This window comes from Planosporangium mesophilum (assembly GCF_016863255.1).
Classification (GTDB): Bacteria; Actinomycetota; Actinomycetes; order Mycobacteriales; family Micromonosporaceae; genus Planosporangium; species Planosporangium mesophilum.
In genome coordinates this window covers 1-21,005 of sequence record NZ_BOON01000046.1, presented here as the reverse complement: position 1 = coordinate 21,005, position 21,005 = coordinate 1, and the positions used below count along the sequence as shown (strand labels likewise).

Here is a 21,005-nt window from a genome sequence, read left to right as displayed (position 1 = left end):
GAGGAGGATGACGGAGTTGCCGGGACGGCAGGCGGCCGATGCGACCAGCGGACTCGACGAGCCGTGGCTGGCGCTGCCCCGAGACTTCGCCGAGAAGGTGCGCGCCGAGCGGGCCGGCCTCGCCGCGGAGATAGTACGGGAGATCCGGCGCCAGGTCCCCGCGTACAACCGGCCGCTCTCCGGCCGCTTCGGCACCGGGATCCAGCGCGGTGTGGAGACCGCGCTCCAGGAGTTCACCGACCTCGTCGAGGGCGGCGGGCCGATCCTGGCCGAGCGGGCCAGGGTGTACCGCGCCCTCGGTCGCGGCGAGTTCCGCGAGGGGCGCAGCCTGGACACGCTGCAGGCGGCGTACCGCCTGGGCGCCCGGGTGGCGTGGCGACGCTACGCGCGGATCGCGCGGCGGATCGGCCTGGAGCCCGAGCTGATGATCGTCCTCGCCGAGGCGGTCTTCGCGCACATCGACCAGATCGCCGCCGCCTCGGTCGCCGGGTACGCGCAGGCCAAGGCCGACGCGGCCGGTTCGATCGACCGCCAGCGCCGTCGCCTGCTGGACCTGCTCCTGCGCGGCACCGCGCCGGCCGGGGATGCCGTTCCGGCCGGTGATGCCGTTCCGGCCGGCGGTGGCGCGCCGGCCGAACTTGCCCAGGCGGCCGCCGACGCCCGGTGGCCGCTTCCCGAGCGGCTCGCCTGTGCGGTGCTGACCCGGCCGGATGCCAGGAACGGTGGCTCTCCTCCCGGACGTCCGACGCGGTGGCCGGAGGAGGTCCTGACCGACCTCGACCGCCCCGATCCCTACGTGCTCCTGCCCGATCCGGCCGCCCGGTTGGACGACCCGGAGCTGCGCCGGGCGCTGCGGTCCTGGTCGGCCGTTGTTGGCCCGACCGTACCGGTGGCGATGGCGGCGGACTCGCTGCGCTGGGCGCGGCGGCTCCGCGACAAGCTGGCGCGCGAGGGCTCGGCGCTCGATGCGCCCGTCCTGTCCGACCGGCGCCTGGCCGACCTGCTACTGCTCGCCGACGAGCCGCTGGTCGGCCTGCTCGGCGAGCGGCGGCTGGCGCCACTGGCCGACCTGACCGTCAAGCAGCGCCGCCGGTTGGAGTCGACCCTGCTGGCCTGGCTGACCACCGGCCGGGGTACCGCCGCCGAGGTCGCAGCCCGGCTGGGCGTACACCCGCAGACCGCGCGCCAGCGGATGCGCCGGGTCCACGCGCTGTTCGGCGACGCGCTGGCCGAGCCGGAGGTCCGCTTCGAGCTGGAGGTCGCGCTGCGCGGCTGGGCGCTGCCGGACGGGATCTAGTCGGAGCCCGTCGCGCTCACCGCTGGATCGACTTCACCTCGAGGAACTCTGCCAGCCCGTGCGCGCCAAGCTCACGGCCGACCCCCGACTGCTTGTACCCGCCGAACGGCGCGAGCGGGTTGAACGCGCCCCCGTTGACGTCGACGGCGCCGGTACGCAGGCGCCGGGCGACCGCGACGGCCCGGTCCTGATCGCCGGACCACACGGCGCCGGCGAGGCCGTACTTCGAGTTGTTGGCGATGGCCACGGCGTGGTCGTCGTCGTCGAACGGGATGACCGCGAGGACCGGTCCGAAGATCTCCTCCTGCGCCACGGTGCTGTCGGGGTCCACGTCGGCCAGTACGGTCGGTGCGACGAAGTACCCGGTGTCGGGTACCGGGGCGTCGAGCCCTCCGGTCACCAGCCGGGCGCCCTCGGCGAGCCCGCGCTCGACGTACCCGCGTACCCGTTCCCGCTGCCCCGCCGAGACCAGCGGGCCGAGCCGGGTCGCGGGGTCGAACGGGTCGCCGAGCCGGTACCCGCCGGCCGCCTTGCCGGCCAGGTCGACCGCCTCGTCGTACCGGCTGCGGTGCACCAGCATCCGGGTCCAGGCGGTACAGGTCTGGCCGGAGTTGAGGAAGGCGTTGCCGACGCCGACCTTGACCGCGCCCGCGAGGTCGGCGTCCTCGAAGATGATGTTGGCCGACTTGCCGCCCAGTTCCAGGGAGACCCGGGCGATCCGGTCGGCGGCCAGCCGGCTGATCTGCGTACCGGTCGCGGTGGAGCCGGTGAACGAGACCATGTCCACGCCCGGGTGCGCGGCGAGCGCGGCGCCGGCGACCGGGCCGGTCCCGGTGACCAGGTTGACCACGCCCGGCGGCAGGCCCGCCTCGTCGACAGCGTCGAACAGCAGGTACGCCACGAGCGGGGTCAGCTCGGCGGGCTTGAGCACGACAGTGCAGCCGGCGGCCAACGCGGGCGCCACCTTCGCCACCACCTGGTGCAGTGGGTAGTTCCAGGGGGTGATCGCACCGACGACGCCGACCGGCTCGCGTACCACGAGCGAGTTGCCGACCGTCTCCTCCTCCGGGGGCGACGCGGCGAGCGTGACGTAGCTGTCCAGTACGGTCAGCGGCAGGCCGGCCTGTACCCGGGCGGCGATCTTCAGCGGCGTACCGAGTTCGCACGCGACGGTGTGGGCGATCTCCCCGGCGCGGGCGGTGAGGCGGCGGTGCAGGCGTTCGAGGTGGGCGGCGCGCTCGGTCGGCGCCAAGGCGGCCCAGCCGGGGAACGCCGCGCGGGCGGCGGCGACAGCCCGGTCGACGTCGGCGGCGGTGCCGGCGGGGACCCGGCCGATGACCTGTTCGGTGGCCGGATTCTCCACGCTGATCTCGTCGGTACCGAGCGGCGACACCCATCGTCCGCCGATATGGAAGCCGGTGCGGTAGGTCGGCGCGGGCTCTGCTGCGGAGTTCATGGAGGCCCCTCGGCTCGGATGGCTGACCGGATTCGCTCCGGTGAAACTAGCACTGCTAGTTTCGGACGGATAGTCCGGCAGTTCACGCCTGACCACTTAAAGGAGCGTCATGCGTCCCGTCTATTTCGTCGCCGCCCGCCGCACCCCGATCGGCCGGCTGCGCGGCGCCCTGTCGACCGTACGCCCGGACGACCTCGCCGCCGAGGTGGTCCGCGGCCTGCTCGCCGACGTGCCCGATCTGGACCCGGCCCGCATCGACGACGTGTACTGGGGCGCGGCCAACCAGGCCGGCGAGGACAACCGCAACGTCGCGCGGATGGCCGTCCTGCTCGCCGGCCTGCCCGACAGCGTCCCCGGCGCCACCGTCAACCGGCTGTGCGCCTCCGGGCTGGAGGCGGTCACCAGCGCCGCCCGGGCGGTCGCCGCGGGCGACGCCGACATCGTGGTCGCGGGCGGCTCCGAGTCGATGAGCCGGGCCCCGTTCGTGATGCCCCGGCCCGACGACCGGCTGCCGCACAAGATGGAGCTGGCCGACACCCGGCTCGGCTGGCGGCTGGTCAACCCGCGCATGCGCGACCTGCACGGCGTACTGGCGATGGGGGAGACCGCGGAGGAGGTGGCCCAGCGGTACGGCGTCAGCCGGGAGCGGCAGGACGAGTTCGCCCTGCGCAGCCACCAGCGCGCCGCCGCGGCCCGCGATGCCGGCTGGTTCGCCGACGAGCTCCTGCCGGTGACCCTCCCGGACGGCGGCACCGTCACCACCGACGAGGGCATCCGCGCCGACACCTCCCTGGAGAAGCTGGCCGGGCTGAAGCCGGTGTTCCGCTCCGGCGGTACCGTCACCGCCGGCAACTCCTCGCCGATGAACGACGGCGCCGCCGGGCTGGTACTGGTCAGCGAGGAGGTCCTGCGGGAGCTGGGCCTGGAGCCGCTGGGCCGGTACGTGGCCGGCGCCAGCGCCGGGGTGCACCCGGACGTGATGGGCATCGGCCCGGTCCCGGCCACCCGCAAGGTGCTCGACCGTACCGGTTGGAAGCTCGCCGACGTGGCCGAGGCTGAGCTCAACGAGGCATTCGCCGCCCAGGCCATCGCGGTCGTGGACGAGCTGGGCATCGACCCGGAGATCGTCAACCCCGACGGCGGTGCGATCGCCCTGGGCCACCCACTCGGCTGCTCCGGCGCCCGCATCCTCACCACCCTGCTGCACCGGATGCGCCGTACCGGCGGCCGCCGCGGGCTGGCCACCATGTGTGTCGGCGTCGGACAGGGCACCGCTGTCCTCGTCGAACGCGACTGACCGTACCCACCCACCACTCAAGGAGAGACATGAGCAGCAGATTCGCCGGTCGCGTCGCCATCGTCACCGGGGCCGCGCAGGGCATCGGAGCCGCCACCGCCCGGCTGCTGGCGTCCGAGGGCGCGAGTGTCGCGGTCGTGGACCTGTCCGCCGAGGCCGCGCAGGCCGTCGTCGACGAGATCACCGGCAAGGGCGGTACCGCCGCGGCCTTCGGCTGCGACGTGGCCGACCAGGCGGCGGTCGAGGCGATGACCGGCGAGGTGGTCGGCCGCTTCGGCAAGCTCGACATCCTGGTCAACAACGCCGGCATCACCCGTGACAACCTGCTCTTCAAGATGTCGGCCGCCGACTGGAACGCCGTCCTGACGGTCAACCTGACCAGCATGTTCTACTGCGTCCAGGCGGCGCAGAAGCACATGGTGAAGGCGAAGTACGGCAAGATCGTCAGCCTGAGCAGCCGCTCCGCGCTCGGCAACCGGGGCCAGGCCAACTACGCCGCCGCCAAGGCCGGCGTCCAGGGCCTGACCGCCACCCTCGCCATCGAACTCGGCCCGTTCAACATCAACGTCAACGCGGTCGCGCCGGGCTACATCGCCACCGCGATGACCGCGGCGACGGCCACCCGGGTCGGCGCGACGCCCGAGGAGCACCAGGAGCTCGCCTCGCAGCGCACCCCGCTGGGCCGGGTCGGCCAGCCCGAGGAGGTCGCCGCGGTGATCGCCTTCCTGGCCAGCGACGAGGCGTCCTACGTCAGCGGGCAGACCCTGTACGTCAACGGCGGCGCCCGCTAGCTGATCGCCGTCTCGCGAGTGGACGGTGCCGGCCCGTAGCCTGGGCCGGTGCCGTCGCGAACCGGATCCGAGGCGTCGAGCCGCCCACTGATCGCGGACGTGTTACCGCCGCAGGTCGTCGCGGTCGAGTCCTTCGTGGACACCGGCGAGGACGTTCTGTACCCGGAGGAGCGGGCGGTGATCGCGCGTGCGGTGGACAGGCGCCGGCGGGAGTTCGCGACGGTACGGGCGTGTGCGCGAACGGCGCTGGCGCGCCTCGGGGTGCCGCCGGCGCCGATCCTGCCCGGCACCCGCGGCGCGCCCGGCTGGCCGGCCGGGGTGGTGGGCAGCATGACGCACTGCGATGGCTACCGGGCGGCCGCCGTCGCCCGCGCCGCCCACGTACGGTCCCTCGGTGTCGACGCGGAGCCCGACGAGCCCCTGCCCGACGGGGTGCTGGACCTGGTCTCCCTGGACGAGGAGCGCGCCCGGCTGGCGGGGCTGGCGGCCCGCCACCCGGCGGTGTGCTGGGACCGGTTGCTGTTCTGCGCCAAGGAGTCCGTGTACAAGGCGTGGTACCCGCTGGCCGGGCGCTGGCTCGGCTTTGACGAGGTGGCGGTGACCGTGGACGCCGACGCGGGGACCTTCGCCGCCCGGCTGCTGGTCGGCGGCCCGCTGCCCGCGTTCGCCGGCCGCTGGCTGGTACGCGACGGCATCATCCTGACCGCCGTAACCGTCCCCGCCCCCTGATCGCGGGCGGGCAGCGGCCGCTTCCGTAACGTCACGCGTACGCGTCGTGAACATCCTCTTCCGAACTTGTTACCGACGCGTAACACTGAGGAACATGATTGCCGGTTCTTCGGAACAACGGGCTGTCGTGTTGGACCGTGCGACCGAGCGTCGCGCGATCCGCGCGCTGCTCACCGGCGCGGCCACCGGTACGGGTGGCGCGCTGCTGCTGCACGGGGAGCCGGGAATCGGCAAGAGCGCCCTGCTGCGTCACGCCGCCGCAGAGGCGACCTCCATCGCTGCCGGGTTCGACGTCGTCACCCTGGATGGCAGCGCCAGCGAGGCGAGGCTGCCCCTCGCCGGCCTCCACCGCCTGCTCCACCTGCTGCTGCACCACCTGGACGGGCCGGCCCGGGACGAGCCGGCGCGGCTGATCCGGGCGATCGAGGCGGGCTGCCGCAACGACGAGCGGTTCGACCTGTCGGCCGGAACGCTCCGGTCGATCCGCGCGGCGTCCGGTCCCCGCCCGCTGCTGTGCTGTGTGGACGACGCGCACTGGCTGGACCGCGAGACCCTCGACGTCCTGGGGTTCGTGGCCCGCCGGCTGGCCGGCGAACGGGTCGGGTTGATCCTGGCCGGCTGTGACTTCTCCGGCGGTCGTGACGGCGCTGCCGTTCCCGCGCTGCCCGGGGTGCCCGCCTACCGGCTCGCCCCCCTCGACGACACCACCGCCCGCACGCTGATCGAGGACCGGGTACCCGCCGACGACGTGGCCGGCGCGCTGGTCACGGTCGCGCGGGGCAATCCGCGCGCGCTGCTGGACCTGGCCGGCTGCCTGTCGCCGGAGCAGCGGTCGGGCGACGCGCCGCCGCCGACCGGCCTGCCGCCGGAGAGTGCGCTGCGCCGCGCCTACCAGGCCCGGCTGGCCCGGATGCCGGACCCCACCCGGTGGCTGCTGCTGCTCATCGCCGCCGACGGCGAGCTTGCCGGCGGCGGGTTCGCCGCCGACGGTGAACTCGCCGGGGACGGCCTCGGCGTCGGCGAGCTGGTCCGCGCCGCCGCCGCGTCCGGTACCGACCTGTCCGCGCTGGAACCGGCCGAGGCCGCCGGCCTGGTCGACGTCATCGGCTCCATCGTGGAGTACCGGCAGCCGCTGATGCGCTCGGTGATGTACCACGACGCGCCGCTGGCCCGGCGCCGCGCCGCGCATCTGCTGCTGGCCCGGACGCTCGACCCGGCCACCCGGGCGCTGCGCCACCACCTGCACCGGGCGGCGGCCCGGTACGGGCCGGACGACCAGCTCGCCGCCGACCTCGAGCGCGCGGCGGCCCGGCACGGCGGGCGCCGGGGTACCGCGTCGCTCGCCCTGGAGCGGGCGGCGCAGCTGTCCGGCGACGCCGACCGCCGGGGGACGCGGCTGGTCGCCGCGGCCCGGTACGCCTGGCTGGCCGGCGAGCCGTACCGGGCCCGGATCCTGCTGCGCCGGGCGCGGGCCGGCGCCGCTGGCGCGTACGTGCTCGCCCGGTCGCGGCTGCTGCGGGGGGAGATCGAACTGAAGACCGGCGCGGCCGCCGACGCCCAGCGGTCGCTGCTCACCGCCGCCGGCGAGCTGGTCGCGCACGACCGGCACCTGGCCATCGCCGCGCTGGTACGGGCCGGCGAGGCGCTGTGCCTGTCCGGCGATTACGACCGGTACCCCGCCGTGGCCCGGCAGGCGCTGGCGCTGCGCCGCGACGAGGAGCCGCCCCACGTCGAGTTGATGCTCGAACAGATGGCCGGCCTGTCGGCGATGTTCCGGGCCGACTACGACGCTGCGGCCGCGCCGCTGCGCCGAGTCGTCGAACTCGCCCAGACGCTCGAGGACCCGGACGCGCTGGGGCAGGCGAGCCTGGCGGCCTTCCTGCTCGGCGACGGTACCCAGGCCCACCGTCTCGGCCGCAGGCTGGCCGAGGTGGCGCGGACCAACGGCGACGCGGCGGCGGTTCCGCACGCCATGCAGCTCATGGCCATGGCCGACTTCGCCCGCGGCCGGTACGACGCGGCCATGGCCTCCTACCACGAGGGCGTGCTGCTGGCGCGCCGCAGCGGCCAGGAGAACCTGGTGAGCAACGACCTGGCCACCCTCGCGGTGCTCGCCGCCGTGATGGGCGACCGGCAGACGTGCGTGCTCCGGGTACGCGAGGCGCGAACCCGGGCCGCGGCGCAGGGCGCCAGCCGGCCCCGGGCCACCAGCGAGTGGGCGCTGGCCGCCCTGGACCTGGTCGAGGGGCGGGCCGCGGACGCCGTGGCCCGGCTGCGCTCGGTGATGCGGGGCCAGCCCGGGCACGGCCACGTCATCGTCAAGGTCGCCGCCACGCCGCACCTGGTCGAGGCCGCCGCGCACTCCGGTGACCGCGAGGTCGCGGTCGAGGTGCTGACCGCGTACGGGCCGTGGATGGAGCAGACCGGCAATCCCGGCTGGCTCGCGCTCTCCGCCCGGTGCCGGGCGTTGGTCGCCGGTACCGACGGCGAGGCCGACGAGTACTTCCGGGAGGCGCTGCGGCAGCACGCGGTGGGCGACTCCGACTTCGACCGGGCCCGTACCGAGCTGCTGTACGGCCAGTGGCTGCGTCGCCGCCGGCGGCCGGGAGCCGCGCGCGAGCACCTGCGCAGCGCCCTGGAGACGTTCGAGCGGTTCGATGCCCGGCCGTGGGCCGGCCACGCCAGCGCCGAGCTGCGGGCGGCCGGTCACCACGTCGAGCCCAAGCCGGTACGGGTGGCGGAGTCCCTGACCCCGCAGCAGCAGCAGATCGCCCGGTTGGTGGCGGACGGCGCCACCAACCGGGAGGTCGCCGCGCACCTGTTCCTCAGCCGGCGGACCGTCGACTACCACCTGCGCAACATCTTCACCAAGCTCGGCGTCCGGTCGCGGGTGGAGCTGACCCGGCTCATGTCGTGACCGGCCGGTGATGTCACCGGCCGGTCAGCGTAGCGGGGCGGGTCAGGCCATGAAGCCGCGTACCTGGGACAGGATCGTCGTGTTGCTCAGGAACCCGAGGTGGTCCTCACAGGCGACGTAGTTGTTGGTCGCGCCGCCCAGCACCGTGCTGGTGTACGGGATGATGATGCCGTCGCAGGGCGAGTACCAGGTGGCGTACCGGACGCTGCCGGGCGTCTCGTCACCGCTGGCCAGGGTCTGGAGGAACGACGACCCCGGGTACATCTGCTGGCACGTCGTGAAGGCGATGCAGGCGCCGGCCCAGGTGGTGCCGTGGTTGGCGCCGGCCAGCGAGGCCAGGCGCCGGACGTACGCGGTGCCGCCGAGCTGCTTGACGTACCACAGGCTGACCATGCCGCCCATGGAGTGGTTGACGATGTCGACCTTGGCCGCGCCGGTGCGGCTGCGGACCTGGTTCACGTAGGTGGCCAGACCCCGGGCGTTGGCGACGTTGTCGCCGTAGGAGTTGTACTCGTAGGCGTACAGGTCGTTGTCGGTGTAGCCGGCCGCGCGGAAGACGTCCGCGGCGGTGGTCCAGTTCCACGCGCCACCGCCGAAGCCGTGTACGAACACGACCGGGGTCCGTGTCGCCGCGTGGGCGACGCCTGCCGGGGAGATAACGGCGAGCACCAGGGCGGCGGCTACCATGCCAATGAGTCGACGCATCGAGCCTCCTCTATGAGAGTTGGCTCGAAGTGTCGACTCGGAGCAGGTCCCGGGGTATCGGTGCAATGACCGGTCCGGGTACCGGCGAGGGTCCGGACGCGGGTTGAATACGACTGCGCCGCTGCCGTCACGGGTGACGACAGCGGCGCAGGCCGGGATGGTGCGGGTCAGGCGGCCCCGGTGACCGTCTTCACCAGGTTGATGCCGAAGTAGACCAGGAACGCCAGCGAGACGCCCCACATCAGCGGGTGGATCTGCCGGGCCTTGCCCTGCATGGTCCGGATCACGACCCAGCTGATGAAGCCGGCGCCGATGCCGTCCGTGATCGAGTACGTGAACGGCATCAGGACCATGGTCAGGAACGCGGGGATCGCGACCCCGAGATCGGTCCAGTCGATGTCGCGCACCTGGGCGATCATCATCGTGCCCACGATGACCAGCGCCGGACCGGCCGCCTCGCTCGGCACCAGCGACACCAGCGGGGTCAGCAGCAGCGCGCCGAGGAACATCACGCCGGTGACGACGCTGGCCAGACCGGTACGGGCGCCGTCCCCGATGCCGGACGAGGACTCCACGTACGTGGTCGCCGAGGACGCGCTGGTGACGCCGCCGCCCACCGCGGCGAGACCGTCGACGAACAGCACCCGGCCCAGCCGGGGCATGTCGTTGCCGTCCGTCGTGGTCAGCCCGGCCTGCTTGGCCAGGCCGACGGTCGTACCCATGACGTCGAAGAAGTCGGTGAGCACGAGCGTGAAGACCAGCAGCAGGGCGGTGACCACCCCGACGTGCGCGAACGCCGTGAACGACACGTTGCCGACCAGGTGCAGGTCGGGCGCCTTGAGCAGCGGGTCCGGCAGCGTCGGCACGTTGAGCTGCCAGCCGGTGGGGTTGGGCTTGCCGTCGACCAGCCCCGGCCCCGGCTTCGCGATCTTGTCGACGATCACCGCGAGGACGGTGGACGCGACGATGCCGATCAGGATGCCGCCCCGGACCTTGCGGGCGACCAGGATCCCGGTCAGCAGCAGGCCGAAGATGAAGACGGCCGTCGGCCAGCCGTGGAGGGTACCGTCGCTGCCGAGCTGGACGGGTGGCCCGGACTGGGTCCGGCGCACGAGGCCGCCGTCGACGAAGCCGATCAGGGCGATGAACAGGCCGATACCGGCGGCGATGGCCGCCTTGAGCTCCTTCGGGATCGCCCGGAACACGGCCGTCCGGAACCCGGTGAGCACCAGCGCGGTGATGATCAGGCCCTCGATCACGACGAGGCCCATCGCCTCCGCCCAGCTCATCTTCGACGCGACGCCGAAGGCGACGATGGCGTTGAGGCCGAGCCCGGTGGCGATGGCGAACGGCACCCGGCCGATGACGCCCATCAGGATGGTCATGATGGCGGCGAGCAGCGCGGTGACGCCGGCGACCGGGGCGATGCCGAGCAGGTCGCCGTTCTTGTCCGGCGCGGTGCCGATGATCAACGGGTTGAGGACGACGATGTAGGCCATCGTGGCGAAGGTGGTCAGTCCACCGATGACCTCGCGCTTGACGGTCGAGCCGCGCTGGGTGATCTCGAAGAAGCGGTCCAGCGCGGTTCTGCTCCCGGCGGGCTTGCCGGTTTCGGCGGGGGACGAGGAATCCTGGGTAGTCACGCTCATGGCGTGGCCTTCTCCGTTCCGGGTTGGCCCGCCGGTCCTGGCCGGTCGGGCGGGTGGGGGGTCAGCCGTACCGATGCGGTTTGCCCGGAGAACGTCGGAACGGCCCGTGCCGCCGGCGATTGCGGGCGACACATGCGAAGCCGCCCTGGTCGAGGGCGGCGGTGCACGCCACCACCTTACCGGCGGGGAACGCCCAGCTGACCTGGCCTGACGGCCATGATCGACGGTGATCTTGGTAACTGGCAGGTTGCCTAGTAGTTAACGCGGGCCGTCGTGGCACGGATCGCCAGCGCCTGACGCAGGACCGTGGTGGCCAGGCAGGCGCCGACCCCCTCGCCGGCGCGGATCCGCAGATCGAGCAGGGGTTCGCAGCCGAGCTGGGTGAGCACCAGCTCGTGGGCGCGTTCCCGGCTACGCTGCCCGGCGACCAGGCACGCGGCGACGGCTGGCTCGATCTCCACCGCGACGAGCGCGGCCAGTGAGGTGACCAGGCCGTCGAGGACCACCACCGACCGGGCGGCCGCGGCGCCGAGGACCACGCCGGCCAGGACCGCGACCTCCGGGCCGCCGAGCGCGGCCAGGGCGACCATGGGGTCGCGGAGCGTACCGCCGTGGGTGCGCCGGGCTCGCCGCAGCGCCTCGTCCACCACCGCGCGCTTGCGCTCCAGGATGGCGCTGTCCGCGCCTGCCCCCAGCCCCACCACGGCGTGGGGCTCCACCTCGAGCAGGGCGGCGGCCAGCGCGGCCGCGACCGTGGTGTTGGCGACGCCGACCTCGCCGAGCGCCACCGGGCCCCGCACGCCTAGGTTTCCGCCCAGCTCCCGGCCGGCCGCCATCAGGTACTCGGTGTCGCGGACCGACATCGCGTCCGCGCCGGCGAGATCGCCGCGCGGATCCTGACAGGTCAGCCGGGTGACGCCGGCGACCGACGGCCCGGACACCCCGGCGTCGACGAGCTCGAGCGCCAGCCCGGCGGCGCGGGCGGCGGTGGCACCCATCGCCTCGCCGGCCGCGGCGGCCGCCAGGATCTCCCGGGTGACCTCGGTCGGGTACGCGGAGACGCCCAGCCCGGCGACCGGGTGGTCGGCGGCGGCCAGGACGAGGGTGCCCGGCGCCAGCTCACGGTGGCCCAGCGCCACCACCTTGTCGACGGTCCGGTCCAGTACGCCCAGCGACGACGGCGGGGTGAGTAGCCGGTCGGCCGCGTCCCGGGCGGTGACCACGGCAGCCTGGTCGGGTGCGCGAAGGTGCGACACCGGCGCGGATGGCGCCTCGGCCGCCGGCCACCGATCCTCCACGACCACCTCGGACAGGGGCAGCCGGCGCGACCAGCCGGCCCGCTGCAACCCCGGCTCGGGCGGGCGCTCGTCCGGCCAGCCCAGGCAGAGCCAGCCGAGGGTGACCACGCCGTCGGGCAGGCCGAGCAGCTCCGCCAGCTCCGCCGGATCGAACAGGGTCACCCAGCCGAGGCCGAGCCCCTCGGCGCGGGCGGCCAGCCAGAGGTTCTGGATCGCGCAGGCGCAGCTCCACAGGTCGGCGTCGGGGAAGGTGGCCCGGCCCAGGACGCCCGCGGCCGCGGTACGCCGGTCGCAGCAGACCACCACGCCGTACGGCGCCTCCCGGATCCCCTCCAGCTGCAGGTCCAGCAGCCTGCGGGCGGCGTCCGGCGCCAGCTTCGCGGCCTGCCGCAACCGCTCGCGATCGGCCATCAGCGCCGCCCGCTCCCGCGCGGCTGCGTCGCGGACCACCACGAACCGCCACGGCTGGCTGTGCCCGACCGACGGGGCGCGGTGCGCCGCCGTCAGCACCCGCTCGAGCACCTCGGCGGGTACCGGATCCGGGCGGAACCGGCGCACGTCCCGGCGGGCGTCCATCACCGCGTACAGCGCCTCACGCTGCTCCGGCGGGAACGCCCACCCCTGCGGGTCGGCGGCGCGCTGCGACGCCGCGCTCACATCGCCGACCAGCGGTACCGGACGCTGCCACATCACGGCGCTCACCCTATGCGAACCGATCGTGGCCGCGGCCGACGGCCGTGGGCGCCGAGGCGGAGGGCGACCCCGAGGTCGGCTCAGGGGCCGGTCCGGGTAGCTCCGGATGCCGGTACCGCGCCGGAGTTCGTAACGTGACCCTGTGACCCAGATCGCAAGGGAGTCAATCGCCACGGAGCTCATCGCTACCGAGGCACTCACGAAGCGGTACCCCAACGGTGTCACGGCCCTGTCCGCACTGACCGTGGACGTCGAGCCGGGCATCGTGGGGCTGGTCGGTGCCAACGGCGCCGGCAAGTCCACTTTGATCAAAATTCTGTTGGGTCTGCTGCCGCCGACGAGCGGTCAGGTCCGGGTGCTCGGCCTCGACCCGGTGGCCGACGGCGAGCGGGTACGCGGCCGGGTGGGCTACATGCCCGAGCACGACTGCCTGCCGCCGGATCTCGTCGCGGCGGAGTTCGTCACGCACATGGCCCGCATGAGCGGCCTGCCGCGCGCGACCGCACGGGAGCGCGCGTCGGAGGCGCTGCGCCACGTCGGCCTCTACGAGGAGCGGTACCGGCAGATCGGCGGCTACTCGACCGGTATGAAGCAGCGGGTCAAGCTGGCTCAGGCGCTCGTACACGATCCTGACCTGCTCCTGCTGGACGAGCCGACCAACGGCCTCGACCCCGCCGGCCGGGACGCCATGCTGGCGCTGGTGCACCGCATCGGTACCGAGTTCGGCATCTCCGTCGTCGTCTGCTCGCACCTGCTCGGCGAGGTGGAGCGGATCTGCGACTCGCTGGTCGCGATCGACGGTGGCAAGCTGCTGCGCTCCGACCGGATCTCGGCCATGACCACCACGACCGACGTGCTCGCCGTGGAGGTAGGCGAGGGTACGCAGGAGCTCGCGGCCCGCCTCGCTTCGCTCGGCTTCTGCCCTCGGATTGAGGGGCGCGGCTTGGTGTTGCCGATCGCCGGGGACGCGATGTACGACATCGTGCTCGACGCGATCGCCGACCTGGAGTTGCCGCTGCACCGGCTGGACCAGCGCCGGCACCGGGTCGCCGACCTGTTCCGGGAGGCCGCCAATGTCTGAGGGTGCCAGGTTGTCTGAGGGTGCCAGGTTGTCTGAGGGTGTCATGTCCAGCGGAGTCATTCACGACATCGGGTACCAGCGCTACACCGGCCCGCGGCTGGGGCGCGGGTACGTGACCCGCTCGCTGTACCTGCACGGCCTGCGTACCGTGTTCGGGCTGGGGCGCAGCGCGAAGGCGAAGATCTTCCCGTGGGTGGCGGTGGGCATCGTCGCCGTCGTCGCCACGGTTCTCACGGCCGTCCGCGCGCAGACCGGGAGGCCGGTGCTGAGCTACGCCGACTTCCCCGGCGCGGTGGCCGTCCTGACGACCCTGTTCTGCGCGACGGCCGCGCCCGAACTGGTCTCGCGCGACCTGCGCGGCGGCGTCCTGCCGCTGTACTTCTCCCGGCCGCTGCGCCGCGCCGACTATCCGCTCGCCAAGCTCGCGGCGCTGGTCAGCGCGGTGTGGCTGATGCTCGCCGGCCCGCTGACGCTCATGTTCGTCGGCGGAGCGTTCTCGGTACACGGCCCGGGGGCGGTCCGGGACGAGTTCCTCGACCTGCTCCCGGGGCTGGTCCAGTCGGTGATCTACGCCGCCGTGTACTCGTCGTTGGCACTGCTGGTGGCGTCGTTCGCCGGGCGGCGCGCCGTCGCCGCCGCGCTGGTCGTCGCGGTCTTCCTGGTGACCACGCCGATCGTCGGGGTGATCGGCGTGTCCGGCGGTCAGGCCGCGCAGCAGCTCGCCTTCCTGGCCAGCCCCACCACGCTGGTGCAGGGCGTGGGCGGCTGGCTGTTCGACGTGTCAGGCAGCGACGTGGGGCCGTACGGGCCGGTGTACGGCCTGGCGGTCGCCGGGTTGGTCGCGGCCTGTGTCCTGCTCCTACTGGTCCGATACCGGAGGGTGGCCCGATGAGTACCGCGAGCACGGTAAGCGCGACGCCCCCGGCCGCTCCGCCGCGTGCGCAGGCATCGGTCGAGCTGCGCGGCGTCTCCCGCTGGTACGGCAACGTGGTCGCGGTCAACGACGTGACGATGACCCTGAACGCCGGGGTGACCGGGCTGCTCGGTCCGAACGGTGCCGGCAAGACGACGCTGCTGCACATGATGGCCGGGTTCCTCGCGCCGTCGCGCGGCGAGGTGCTCGTCGGTGACGCTCCGGCCTGGCGGAACCCGTCGGTGTACCGGCACCTCGGGCTGGTCAGCGAGCGGGAGGCGGTGCACAGCTTCCTCACCGGCTGGGAGTTCGTCCTGGCGAGCGCCAAGCTGCACCGGCTGCCGCAGCCCGAGGCGGCGGCGCGGCGGGCGATCGGCCTGGTCGAGATGGCCGACGCCCAGCACCGCCGGATCGCCACGTACTCCAAGGGCATGCGCCAGCGCACCCGGGTCGCCGCGGCCCTCGTACATGATCCGCAGGTGCTGCTGCTGGACGAGCCGTTCAACGGCATGGACCCGCGTCAGCGTCTGCACATGATGGACCTGCTGCACGTCATGGGAGCTGCCGGCCGGACGATCCTGTTCAGCTCGCACATCCTCGAAGAGGTGGAGCAGGTCTCCGGTACCGTCCAGGTCATCGTGGCGGGCCGGCTGGCCGCCTCCGGCGACTATCGCCACATCCGGCGGCTGATGACGGGCCGCCCGCACGTGTTCACGGTGTCGTCCAGCGACGACCGCGCCCTCGCCGTCGCGCTGATGGGCCAGCCGTCGGTGACCGGGGTGGAGCTGGACGGAGGCGGGCTGACGGTGCGCGCCGGTGACTACGGCGCCTTCACCCGGGCCCTGCCCATGATCGTCCGTCGGTCCGGCATCCGGCTGCACCGCCTGCTGCCCGCCGACGAGTCCCTGGAAAGCGTCTTCTCCTACCTGGTGGAGTCATGATCAATATAACCGTCGCACGGATCACGATCCGTGGCCTCTTCGGACGTCGACGCTTCCTGCTCCTGCTGCCCCTGCCGGTGCTGCTGATCGGGCTGGCGCTGCTCGCCGACGGGTTCGGCGCGCGGCCCGCGGACTGGGCCAACCCGGTACTGGTCGGGCTCGGGTTCGGGGCCGTCCTGCCGGTGATCGCGCTCATCGTGGGTACCGGCGTCCTCGGTTCCGAGATCGACGACGGGACCCTGGTACACGTCCTGGCCAAGCCGCTGCCCCGCCGCGACATCATCCTGACCAAGCTGGCGGTCGCCGTCGTCGTGACCGCGGTGACCGTGGGGGTGCCGATGTTCGTCGCCGGGCTGGTCGCCGGCTCGGCGCGGCTGGGGGCGGGCCTCGCCGCCGGCTGTGCCGTCGGTGCGTTCGCGTACTCGGCACTGTTCCTCGCGCTCAGCCTCGTCACCCGGCGGCCGGTCCTGGTAGGACTGCTCTACGTTCTGATCTGGGAGGGCCTGCTCGGCAACCTGCTGGGCGGTACCCGGATCCTGGCGATCCAGCAGTACGCGTCCGCGGTCGCGGCCCGGGTGGGCGACACCGACCTGCTCATCGGTCGGGTCTCGGTGCCGGTCTCGGTGACGATGGCGGTGCTCTTCACCGTCGGCGGTACGCTGCTCGCGATCGACCGGCTGCGCTCGTTCACCGTGGCGGGCGAGACGAGTTGACGGCGATGCGGGCCCGTTACTCCTGGTCTTTGATCTTGCGGGTGTCGCGCAGTTCGACGTACGGCTCCTTCTCGGGCGGATGGCCGGCCCTGATGGCGCGAGTGCGTTGAAGCTCGGCGTCGAACTCGGCGCCGAGCAGGATCGCGATATTGGAGATCCACAACCAGACCAGGAAGATGATGATCCCGGCGAGACTGCCGTAGATCTTGTTGTACGAGGCGAAGTTGGCCACGTAGATGGCGAAACCGCCGGAGGCGATGAGCCAGACGAGGACGGCCAGCAGGCCACCGGGGCTGACCCAGCGGAACCCGCCGGGGCGCGCGTTGGGTGAGGCCCAGTACAGAAGGGCGAACACGAAGCTGACCATGATCACCATGACCGGCCACTTGACGATGTCCCACACCCGGACCACGCCGGTGCCGAGCCCGATCAGCCTTCCCAGCTGAGCGGCGAAGCCGCCGGTGAAGACCACGGACAGCGCGATCACGAACAGGAGGACGACGACGAGCAGGGTGACGCCGACGCGGATGGGCAGCTTCTTCCACGCCGGGCGGCCCTCCGGCACATCGTAGATCGCGTTGCTGGCGCGCATGAACGCCCCGATGTACCCCGACGCCGACCAGAGCGCACCGGCCAGGCCGACGATCGCGAACACGCCCGCGGTGCCCTGCTGCCCACGCTGGAGATCCGTCGTTGCCTTGATGATCAGTTGGCGTACCGCCCCGGGGGCCATCGCACTGAGGTTGTTGATCACCGCCTGCGTGGTGTGCGGGCCGGTCAGGCGCAGCGCGGAGATGAGCAGCAGCATCCCGGGGAACATCGACAGGATGCCGTAGTACGTCAGGGCGGCGGCCCAGTCGGAGAGGTTGTCGTTCTGGAACTCCTTCACGGTGCGTTTGAGCGTCGCCCACCACGACTGCTTGGGCAGTTCGGTGGGTTCGCGCGGCCCCTGCTGGGCGGTCGGCCGCTCGGGCAGCCCTTCCTCGCCCGTACCGCCGGGTGGCTGTGACTCACCGCGGGGTCGCGGGGTGCGGTGCCGGTTGTCCGTCGTGGGTCGGTGGGGCTTCTTGCCGGTCATGACGTGCTCTCTTTTGCCCTGGTCGATCTTGCCCTGTTTGATCACGGCGGCCGGGCCGTTGCGCGGGTGGAGCGCCCCGCCGTTCGTCGGTACGTCGTCCTACGCTGGGTGCTTCCCAGGTGGCGGCGGGTGAACCGCCCGGCCGACGTGGAACCCTACCCGCGACGCCATCGCGATTCATTTGGTCCTCATCGATGGCTGTGCGGCGTCATGGCACCGTAAACTCTCGCTGATCATGAGTCGGTCTCGGTAAGGGGTTTCCTTGGCACAGTTCGACCTGCCCCTGGAGCGGTTGCGTGAGTACCGGCCCGATCTCACGAGCCCGGACGACCTCGACGCGTTCTGGTCGGACACCCTCGCCGACGCCCGGGCGCACGACGTCGCCGCCACGTTCGACCGGGTCGACAACGCTCTGACCGTCATCGAGACCTTCGACGTCCGGTACGCCGGCTTCGGTGGCCACGAGATCCGGGGCTGGCTGCACCTTCCGGCGCACCGGTCGGGGCGGCTGCCGGCCGTCGTGGAGTACGTCGGGTACGGGGGAGGGCGTGGCCTTCCGCACGAGCGCACCCTGTTCGCCGCCGCCGGGTACGCCCACTTCGTGATGGACACCCGGGGCCAGGGCTCGGGGTGGAGCACCGGCGACACGCCTGACGCCGGCGCCGGCGGCGCGCCGCAGCAGCCCGGCTTCATGACCCGGGGCGTGCTCGACCCGAGCGAGTACTACTACCGCCGGGTCTTCACCGACGGGGTACGGGCGGTTGACGCGGTGCGCTCCCACCCCGAGGTCGACGGCTCCCGCGTCGCGGTCACCGGCTCCAGCCAGGGTGGCGGCATCTCGATCGCGGTCGCCGGGCTGGTCGACGACCTGGTCGCGGTCGCGCCCGACGTGCCGTTCCTGTGCGACTTCCCGCGCGCGACGACGCTCGTCGACTCCAACCCGTACGGTGAGATCGCCCGGTACCTCAAGTCGCACCGCGACCACATCGACCGGGTGTACGACACGCTCGCCTACTTCGACGGCGCCATCCTCGGCCGCCGCGCGACGGCGCCGGCGCTGTTCTCGGTCGCGTTGATGGACCCGATCTGCCCGCCGTCGACCGTGTTCGCCGCCTACAACCATTACGGGGCGGGCAAGGAGATCACGGTGTACCCGTTCAACGAGCACGAGGGCGGCGAGCGGTTCCACGACGTGGCGAAACTGCGCTGGCTCGCCCGGCACCTGCGTTAGCGCTCACGTCACCGTGACCGGGTGGGCGACGACCGCGCCGAACAGGTACCCGAGGGTGTTGTACGGCGTCCGGGCGGGCTGGGTGGCGCCGGTGACGTCGGTGGCCCGGGCGCGGAGGGTGTAAGGGCCCGGTGTGGGCGGTCGCCACGGGAACTCCCAGCGCTGCCAGGCCCGGTCGGTTCCGGCGCTGATCGGGCGGGCGAGCCGCCAGGAGGTGCCGCCGTCGGTGCTCACCTCGACGTGCCGGATCCGGCCGTCGCCCGACCAGGACCGGCCTCGCAGCAGGTGCGTCCGACCCGACGCCAGGCGCGCGTTCCAGGCAAGCTCGAACGCGCTCTTGACGACCTGGCGGATCACCGGCGCGCCGTCGGCCGGGTACTCGGGGCCGAAGAGGCGGTAGAACTGGGTGTTCCACGGCGAGAAGAGCGGGGTGGCGGAGACCTCGATCTGTCCGACCCACTTGATCGAGGAGATGCCCACCCAGGAGGGCACGATCAGGCGTACCGGGAAGCCATGGTCGGGTGGGAGTGGCCGGCCGTTCATCTCGTACGCCAGCAGCACGTCGTGCAGCGCCTTGGCGACCGGGAGCGGTCGGCGGACCGGGCCGAGGTTCACCCCGCCGCTGACGAAGTCGGGATCGAGGCCCTGGGGCAGTACGTCCACGGCGCTGCGGGTCAGCCCGGCCCGCTCCAGTACGGTGGCCAGCCGCACCCCGCGCCAGTGGGCGACGCCGACCGCGCCCAGCCGCCAGGCGGTACCCGACACCTGGTCCTGCTGCTGCTCGGTGAAGAAGCTCCGACCGTTGCCGGCGCACTCGATGAACGCGGTGAGCGACTCGGCGGGGAGACCGAGCAGGTCGGAGTAGCTGAACTCGATCGGGGCCTGGGCGGTGGGGCTGCCGTGCAGGCCGGTACCGAACAGTCGCAGCCGCCAGGTGTCGGCGTCCAGTACGGGCGTTCGGGTGTGGTTGCGTACGAAGAAGCGGTCCGCCGGTACGAGAAGGCCCTGGTCGGCCATTGACTCCCAGCGCATCTCCGCGTTCGAGCCGTACACGGTGAACAGTTCGGGTGGCAGCGGCTTCAGGATCGGCCCGGCTGGAGGCTCGGCCCGGGCCGGGGCGGCGGTCACCCCGGTGGTCGCGACCGTCAGCCCGGCGGCCGCGGCGGTCACGCGCGCCGCCAATTGGGCGAAGTCGCGACGGGAGAGCACCGTGTCGCGCGCCTGCCGGGCCCGCCATCGCGCCAGCCGAGCGCGGTCGTAGTCGAACTCGTCCAGCGGATCGTGGCGGTCCATGGTCGCTCCGTTCACCGACGGGCCGTGTCGAGAAATCTGTAACTCCCATCAATTTAATAGGATTTCGCGCCGTTTTCCAAGGGGTCGAGGTTGCTGTCGCGTGGCCTGATCCGTTTGCCACTACCTCGGCCAGGTAGGCCGCACGGTTGGACCCGATCTGGAAGCGGTCATGATGTCGCTGCCGCAGAACCTGGAGCAGATGAAGACCGGCGAGGTGGCCCGGATAACACGAGAGCGCGACATACCCAACGTCGACAAGATGGACAAGCAGGAGATGATCGAGGCGTTGAACCGCCAGGCCGGTCGTGGGCCGATCGCCAGCCGCGCCGGCGGCCAGGGCAAGGATCCGCGTCCTCCGGGTACGAGTCCGGAGGAGTGGAAGAACATCCCCGGCAACCAGTCCTGACGGCAGCGGCGCGAGTATTTCAGGCGGCGCTGTGTCCGACGCGTCGCGGCCGGGTGTCTTCCCTCGGGATCTTGGAGCGCTCCTAATCGCTGGCGCGCTCTCCATTGAGCGTCATCGTTGGTACTTAGCGGAAGGGGCCACCTGGGGGGCACCTGGGTACGGACTGCAGTGGACCGAAGTCCCGGTGCACCGTCAGGCGCGTTGGAGTCGTCCGTGTTCGGTCAGCAGGGCGGCGTCGGCCGGGCCGTCAAGGTAGGCGCTCCTTCCGCCTTCTTCCCGCGCTTCTCCCCGCGCGAGGCGCGTTGCTCATCCGGTGGCCCCTCCGGCGGTGGGTTGTCGGCCCCGTGACTGCCGTCGACCAACGCTCCAGTTGCGGACTGGCCACACTCGAGTCCCTCACCGGGATGATCTACCTCTGCCTCGGCGGAATCATCACCCCGCTCCCCCTAGTGCCGAGAGTAGTCGCACAGACGTTCGATGAACTGTCGTACCCGGCGTCTAGTTTGGACGCGTGGAT

The 21,005-nt window shown here is 72.5% G+C and carries 17 protein-coding genes; 11 read left to right on the top strand and 6 right to left on the bottom strand.

From position 1 onward, the window contains the following. Positions 1 to 7: 7 nt before the first annotated feature. On the top strand, positions 8 to 1,297 hold the full coding sequence (locus Pme01_RS23355; protein ID WP_168116473.1) for a helix-turn-helix domain-containing protein: 1,290 nt from the start codon (positions 8 to 10) through the stop codon (positions 1,295 to 1,297). Positions 1,298 to 1,313: 16 nt separating this feature from the next. Here the strand turns inward: Pme01_RS23355 and Pme01_RS23350 are convergent, their stop codons facing one another. Next, complete coding sequence (locus tag Pme01_RS23350; RefSeq protein ID WP_168116474.1) at positions 1,314 to 2,753, bottom strand: aldehyde dehydrogenase family protein; 1,440 nt, start codon at positions 2,751 to 2,753, stop codon at positions 1,314 to 1,316. Between the two features lie 109 nt (positions 2,754 to 2,862). Here Pme01_RS23350 and Pme01_RS23345 point away from each other — a divergent pair, with 109 nt between their 5' ends. From Pme01_RS23345 to Pme01_RS23330, 4 genes are all read left to right on the top strand, one after another. Further along, positions 2,863 to 4,050 carry a thiolase family protein gene (locus Pme01_RS23345; protein ID WP_168116475.1) on the top strand — a complete coding sequence of 396 codons (1,188 nt, stop codon included), beginning with the start codon at positions 2,863 to 2,865 and terminating at the stop codon, positions 4,048 to 4,050. A gap of 29 nt (positions 4,051 to 4,079) precedes the next feature. Then, positions 4,080 to 4,841 carry a 3-oxoacyl-ACP reductase FabG gene (fabG, locus tag Pme01_RS23340; RefSeq protein WP_168116476.1) on the top strand — a complete coding sequence of 254 codons (762 nt, stop codon included), beginning with the start codon at positions 4,080 to 4,082 and terminating at the stop codon, positions 4,839 to 4,841. A gap of 48 nt (positions 4,842 to 4,889) precedes the next feature. Further along, positions 4,890 to 5,570 (top strand): 4'-phosphopantetheinyl transferase family protein, encoded by a 681-nt coding sequence (locus Pme01_RS23335; protein WP_308441107.1) that lies wholly within the window; start codon positions 4,890 to 4,892, stop codon positions 5,568 to 5,570. Positions 5,571 to 5,697: 127 nt separating this feature from the next. Further along, positions 5,698 to 8,487 (top strand): helix-turn-helix transcriptional regulator, encoded by a 2,790-nt coding sequence (locus Pme01_RS23330; RefSeq protein WP_168116477.1) that lies wholly within the window; start codon positions 5,698 to 5,700, stop codon positions 8,485 to 8,487. Between the two features lie 42 nt (positions 8,488 to 8,529). On the opposite strand, the gene Pme01_RS23325 is transcribed toward Pme01_RS23330, so the two are convergent. From Pme01_RS23325 to bluB, 3 genes are all read right to left on the bottom strand, one after another. Further along, a complete protein-coding gene (locus tag Pme01_RS23325; protein WP_168116478.1) occupies positions 8,530 to 9,192 on the bottom strand; it encodes an esterase/lipase family protein in 663 nt (220 codons plus the stop codon). 167 nt (positions 9,193 to 9,359) lie between these two features. Further along, positions 9,360 to 10,841 (bottom strand): NCS2 family permease, encoded by a 1,482-nt coding sequence (locus Pme01_RS23320; RefSeq protein WP_168116479.1) that lies wholly within the window; start codon positions 10,839 to 10,841, stop codon positions 9,360 to 9,362. 251 nt (positions 10,842 to 11,092) lie between these two features. After that, positions 11,093 to 12,841 carry a 5,6-dimethylbenzimidazole synthase gene (gene bluB, locus Pme01_RS23315; protein WP_203935821.1) on the bottom strand — a complete coding sequence of 583 codons (1,749 nt, stop codon included), beginning with the start codon at positions 12,839 to 12,841 and terminating at the stop codon, positions 11,093 to 11,095. 142 nt (positions 12,842 to 12,983) lie between these two features. Here bluB and Pme01_RS23310 point away from each other — a divergent pair, with 142 nt between their 5' ends. Genes Pme01_RS23310 through Pme01_RS23295 form a run of 4 tightly spaced genes read left to right on the top strand, consistent with a single transcriptional unit; the run spans position 12,984 to position 16,480 of the window. After that, a complete protein-coding gene (locus Pme01_RS23310; RefSeq protein ID WP_239088416.1) occupies positions 12,984 to 13,913 on the top strand; it encodes an ABC transporter ATP-binding protein in 930 nt (309 codons plus the stop codon). A 43-nt stretch (positions 13,914 to 13,956) separates the two neighbouring features. Further along, a complete protein-coding gene (locus Pme01_RS23305; protein WP_373315514.1) occupies positions 13,957 to 14,805 on the top strand; it encodes an ABC transporter permease subunit in 849 nt (282 codons plus the stop codon). Beyond that, a complete protein-coding gene (locus Pme01_RS23300; protein WP_168116481.1) occupies positions 14,802 to 15,767 on the top strand; it encodes an ABC transporter ATP-binding protein in 966 nt (321 codons plus the stop codon). Before Pme01_RS23305 ends, Pme01_RS23300 begins: the two co-directional genes overlap by 4 nt. Then, positions 15,764 to 16,480, top strand: coding sequence for an ABC transporter permease subunit (locus tag Pme01_RS23295; RefSeq protein ID WP_168116482.1), 717 nt, complete (start codon positions 15,764 to 15,766; stop codon positions 16,478 to 16,480). The genes Pme01_RS23300 and Pme01_RS23295 overlap by 4 nt, the downstream gene beginning before the upstream one ends. Positions 16,481 to 16,496: 16 nt before the next feature. Here Pme01_RS23295 and Pme01_RS23290 read toward each other — a convergent pair whose 3' ends face one another. Next, positions 16,497 to 17,558, bottom strand: a complete 1,062-nt coding sequence (locus Pme01_RS23290) for a YihY/virulence factor BrkB family protein (protein ID WP_168116483.1) — start codon at positions 17,556 to 17,558, stop codon at positions 16,497 to 16,499. Positions 17,559 to 17,820: 262 nt separating this feature from the next. Here Pme01_RS23290 and Pme01_RS23285 point away from each other — a divergent pair, with 262 nt between their 5' ends. Then, positions 17,821 to 18,789: an acetylxylan esterase gene (locus Pme01_RS23285; RefSeq protein ID WP_168116484.1), complete on the top strand. Its 969-nt coding sequence runs from the start codon at positions 17,821 to 17,823 to the stop codon at positions 18,787 to 18,789. Between the two features lie 3 nt (positions 18,790 to 18,792). Here Pme01_RS23285 and Pme01_RS23280 read toward each other — a convergent pair whose 3' ends face one another. Continuing rightward, positions 18,793 to 20,082, bottom strand: a complete 1,290-nt coding sequence (locus tag Pme01_RS23280; protein WP_168116485.1) for a sulfite oxidase — start codon at positions 20,080 to 20,082, stop codon at positions 18,793 to 18,795. 169 nt (positions 20,083 to 20,251) lie between these two features. On the opposite strand from Pme01_RS23280, the gene Pme01_RS23275 reads away from it, so the two are divergent. Beyond that, complete coding sequence (locus Pme01_RS23275) at positions 20,252 to 20,488, top strand: hypothetical protein (RefSeq protein ID WP_168116486.1); 237 nt, start codon at positions 20,252 to 20,254, stop codon at positions 20,486 to 20,488. Positions 20,489 to 21,005: the final 517 nt, after the last annotated feature.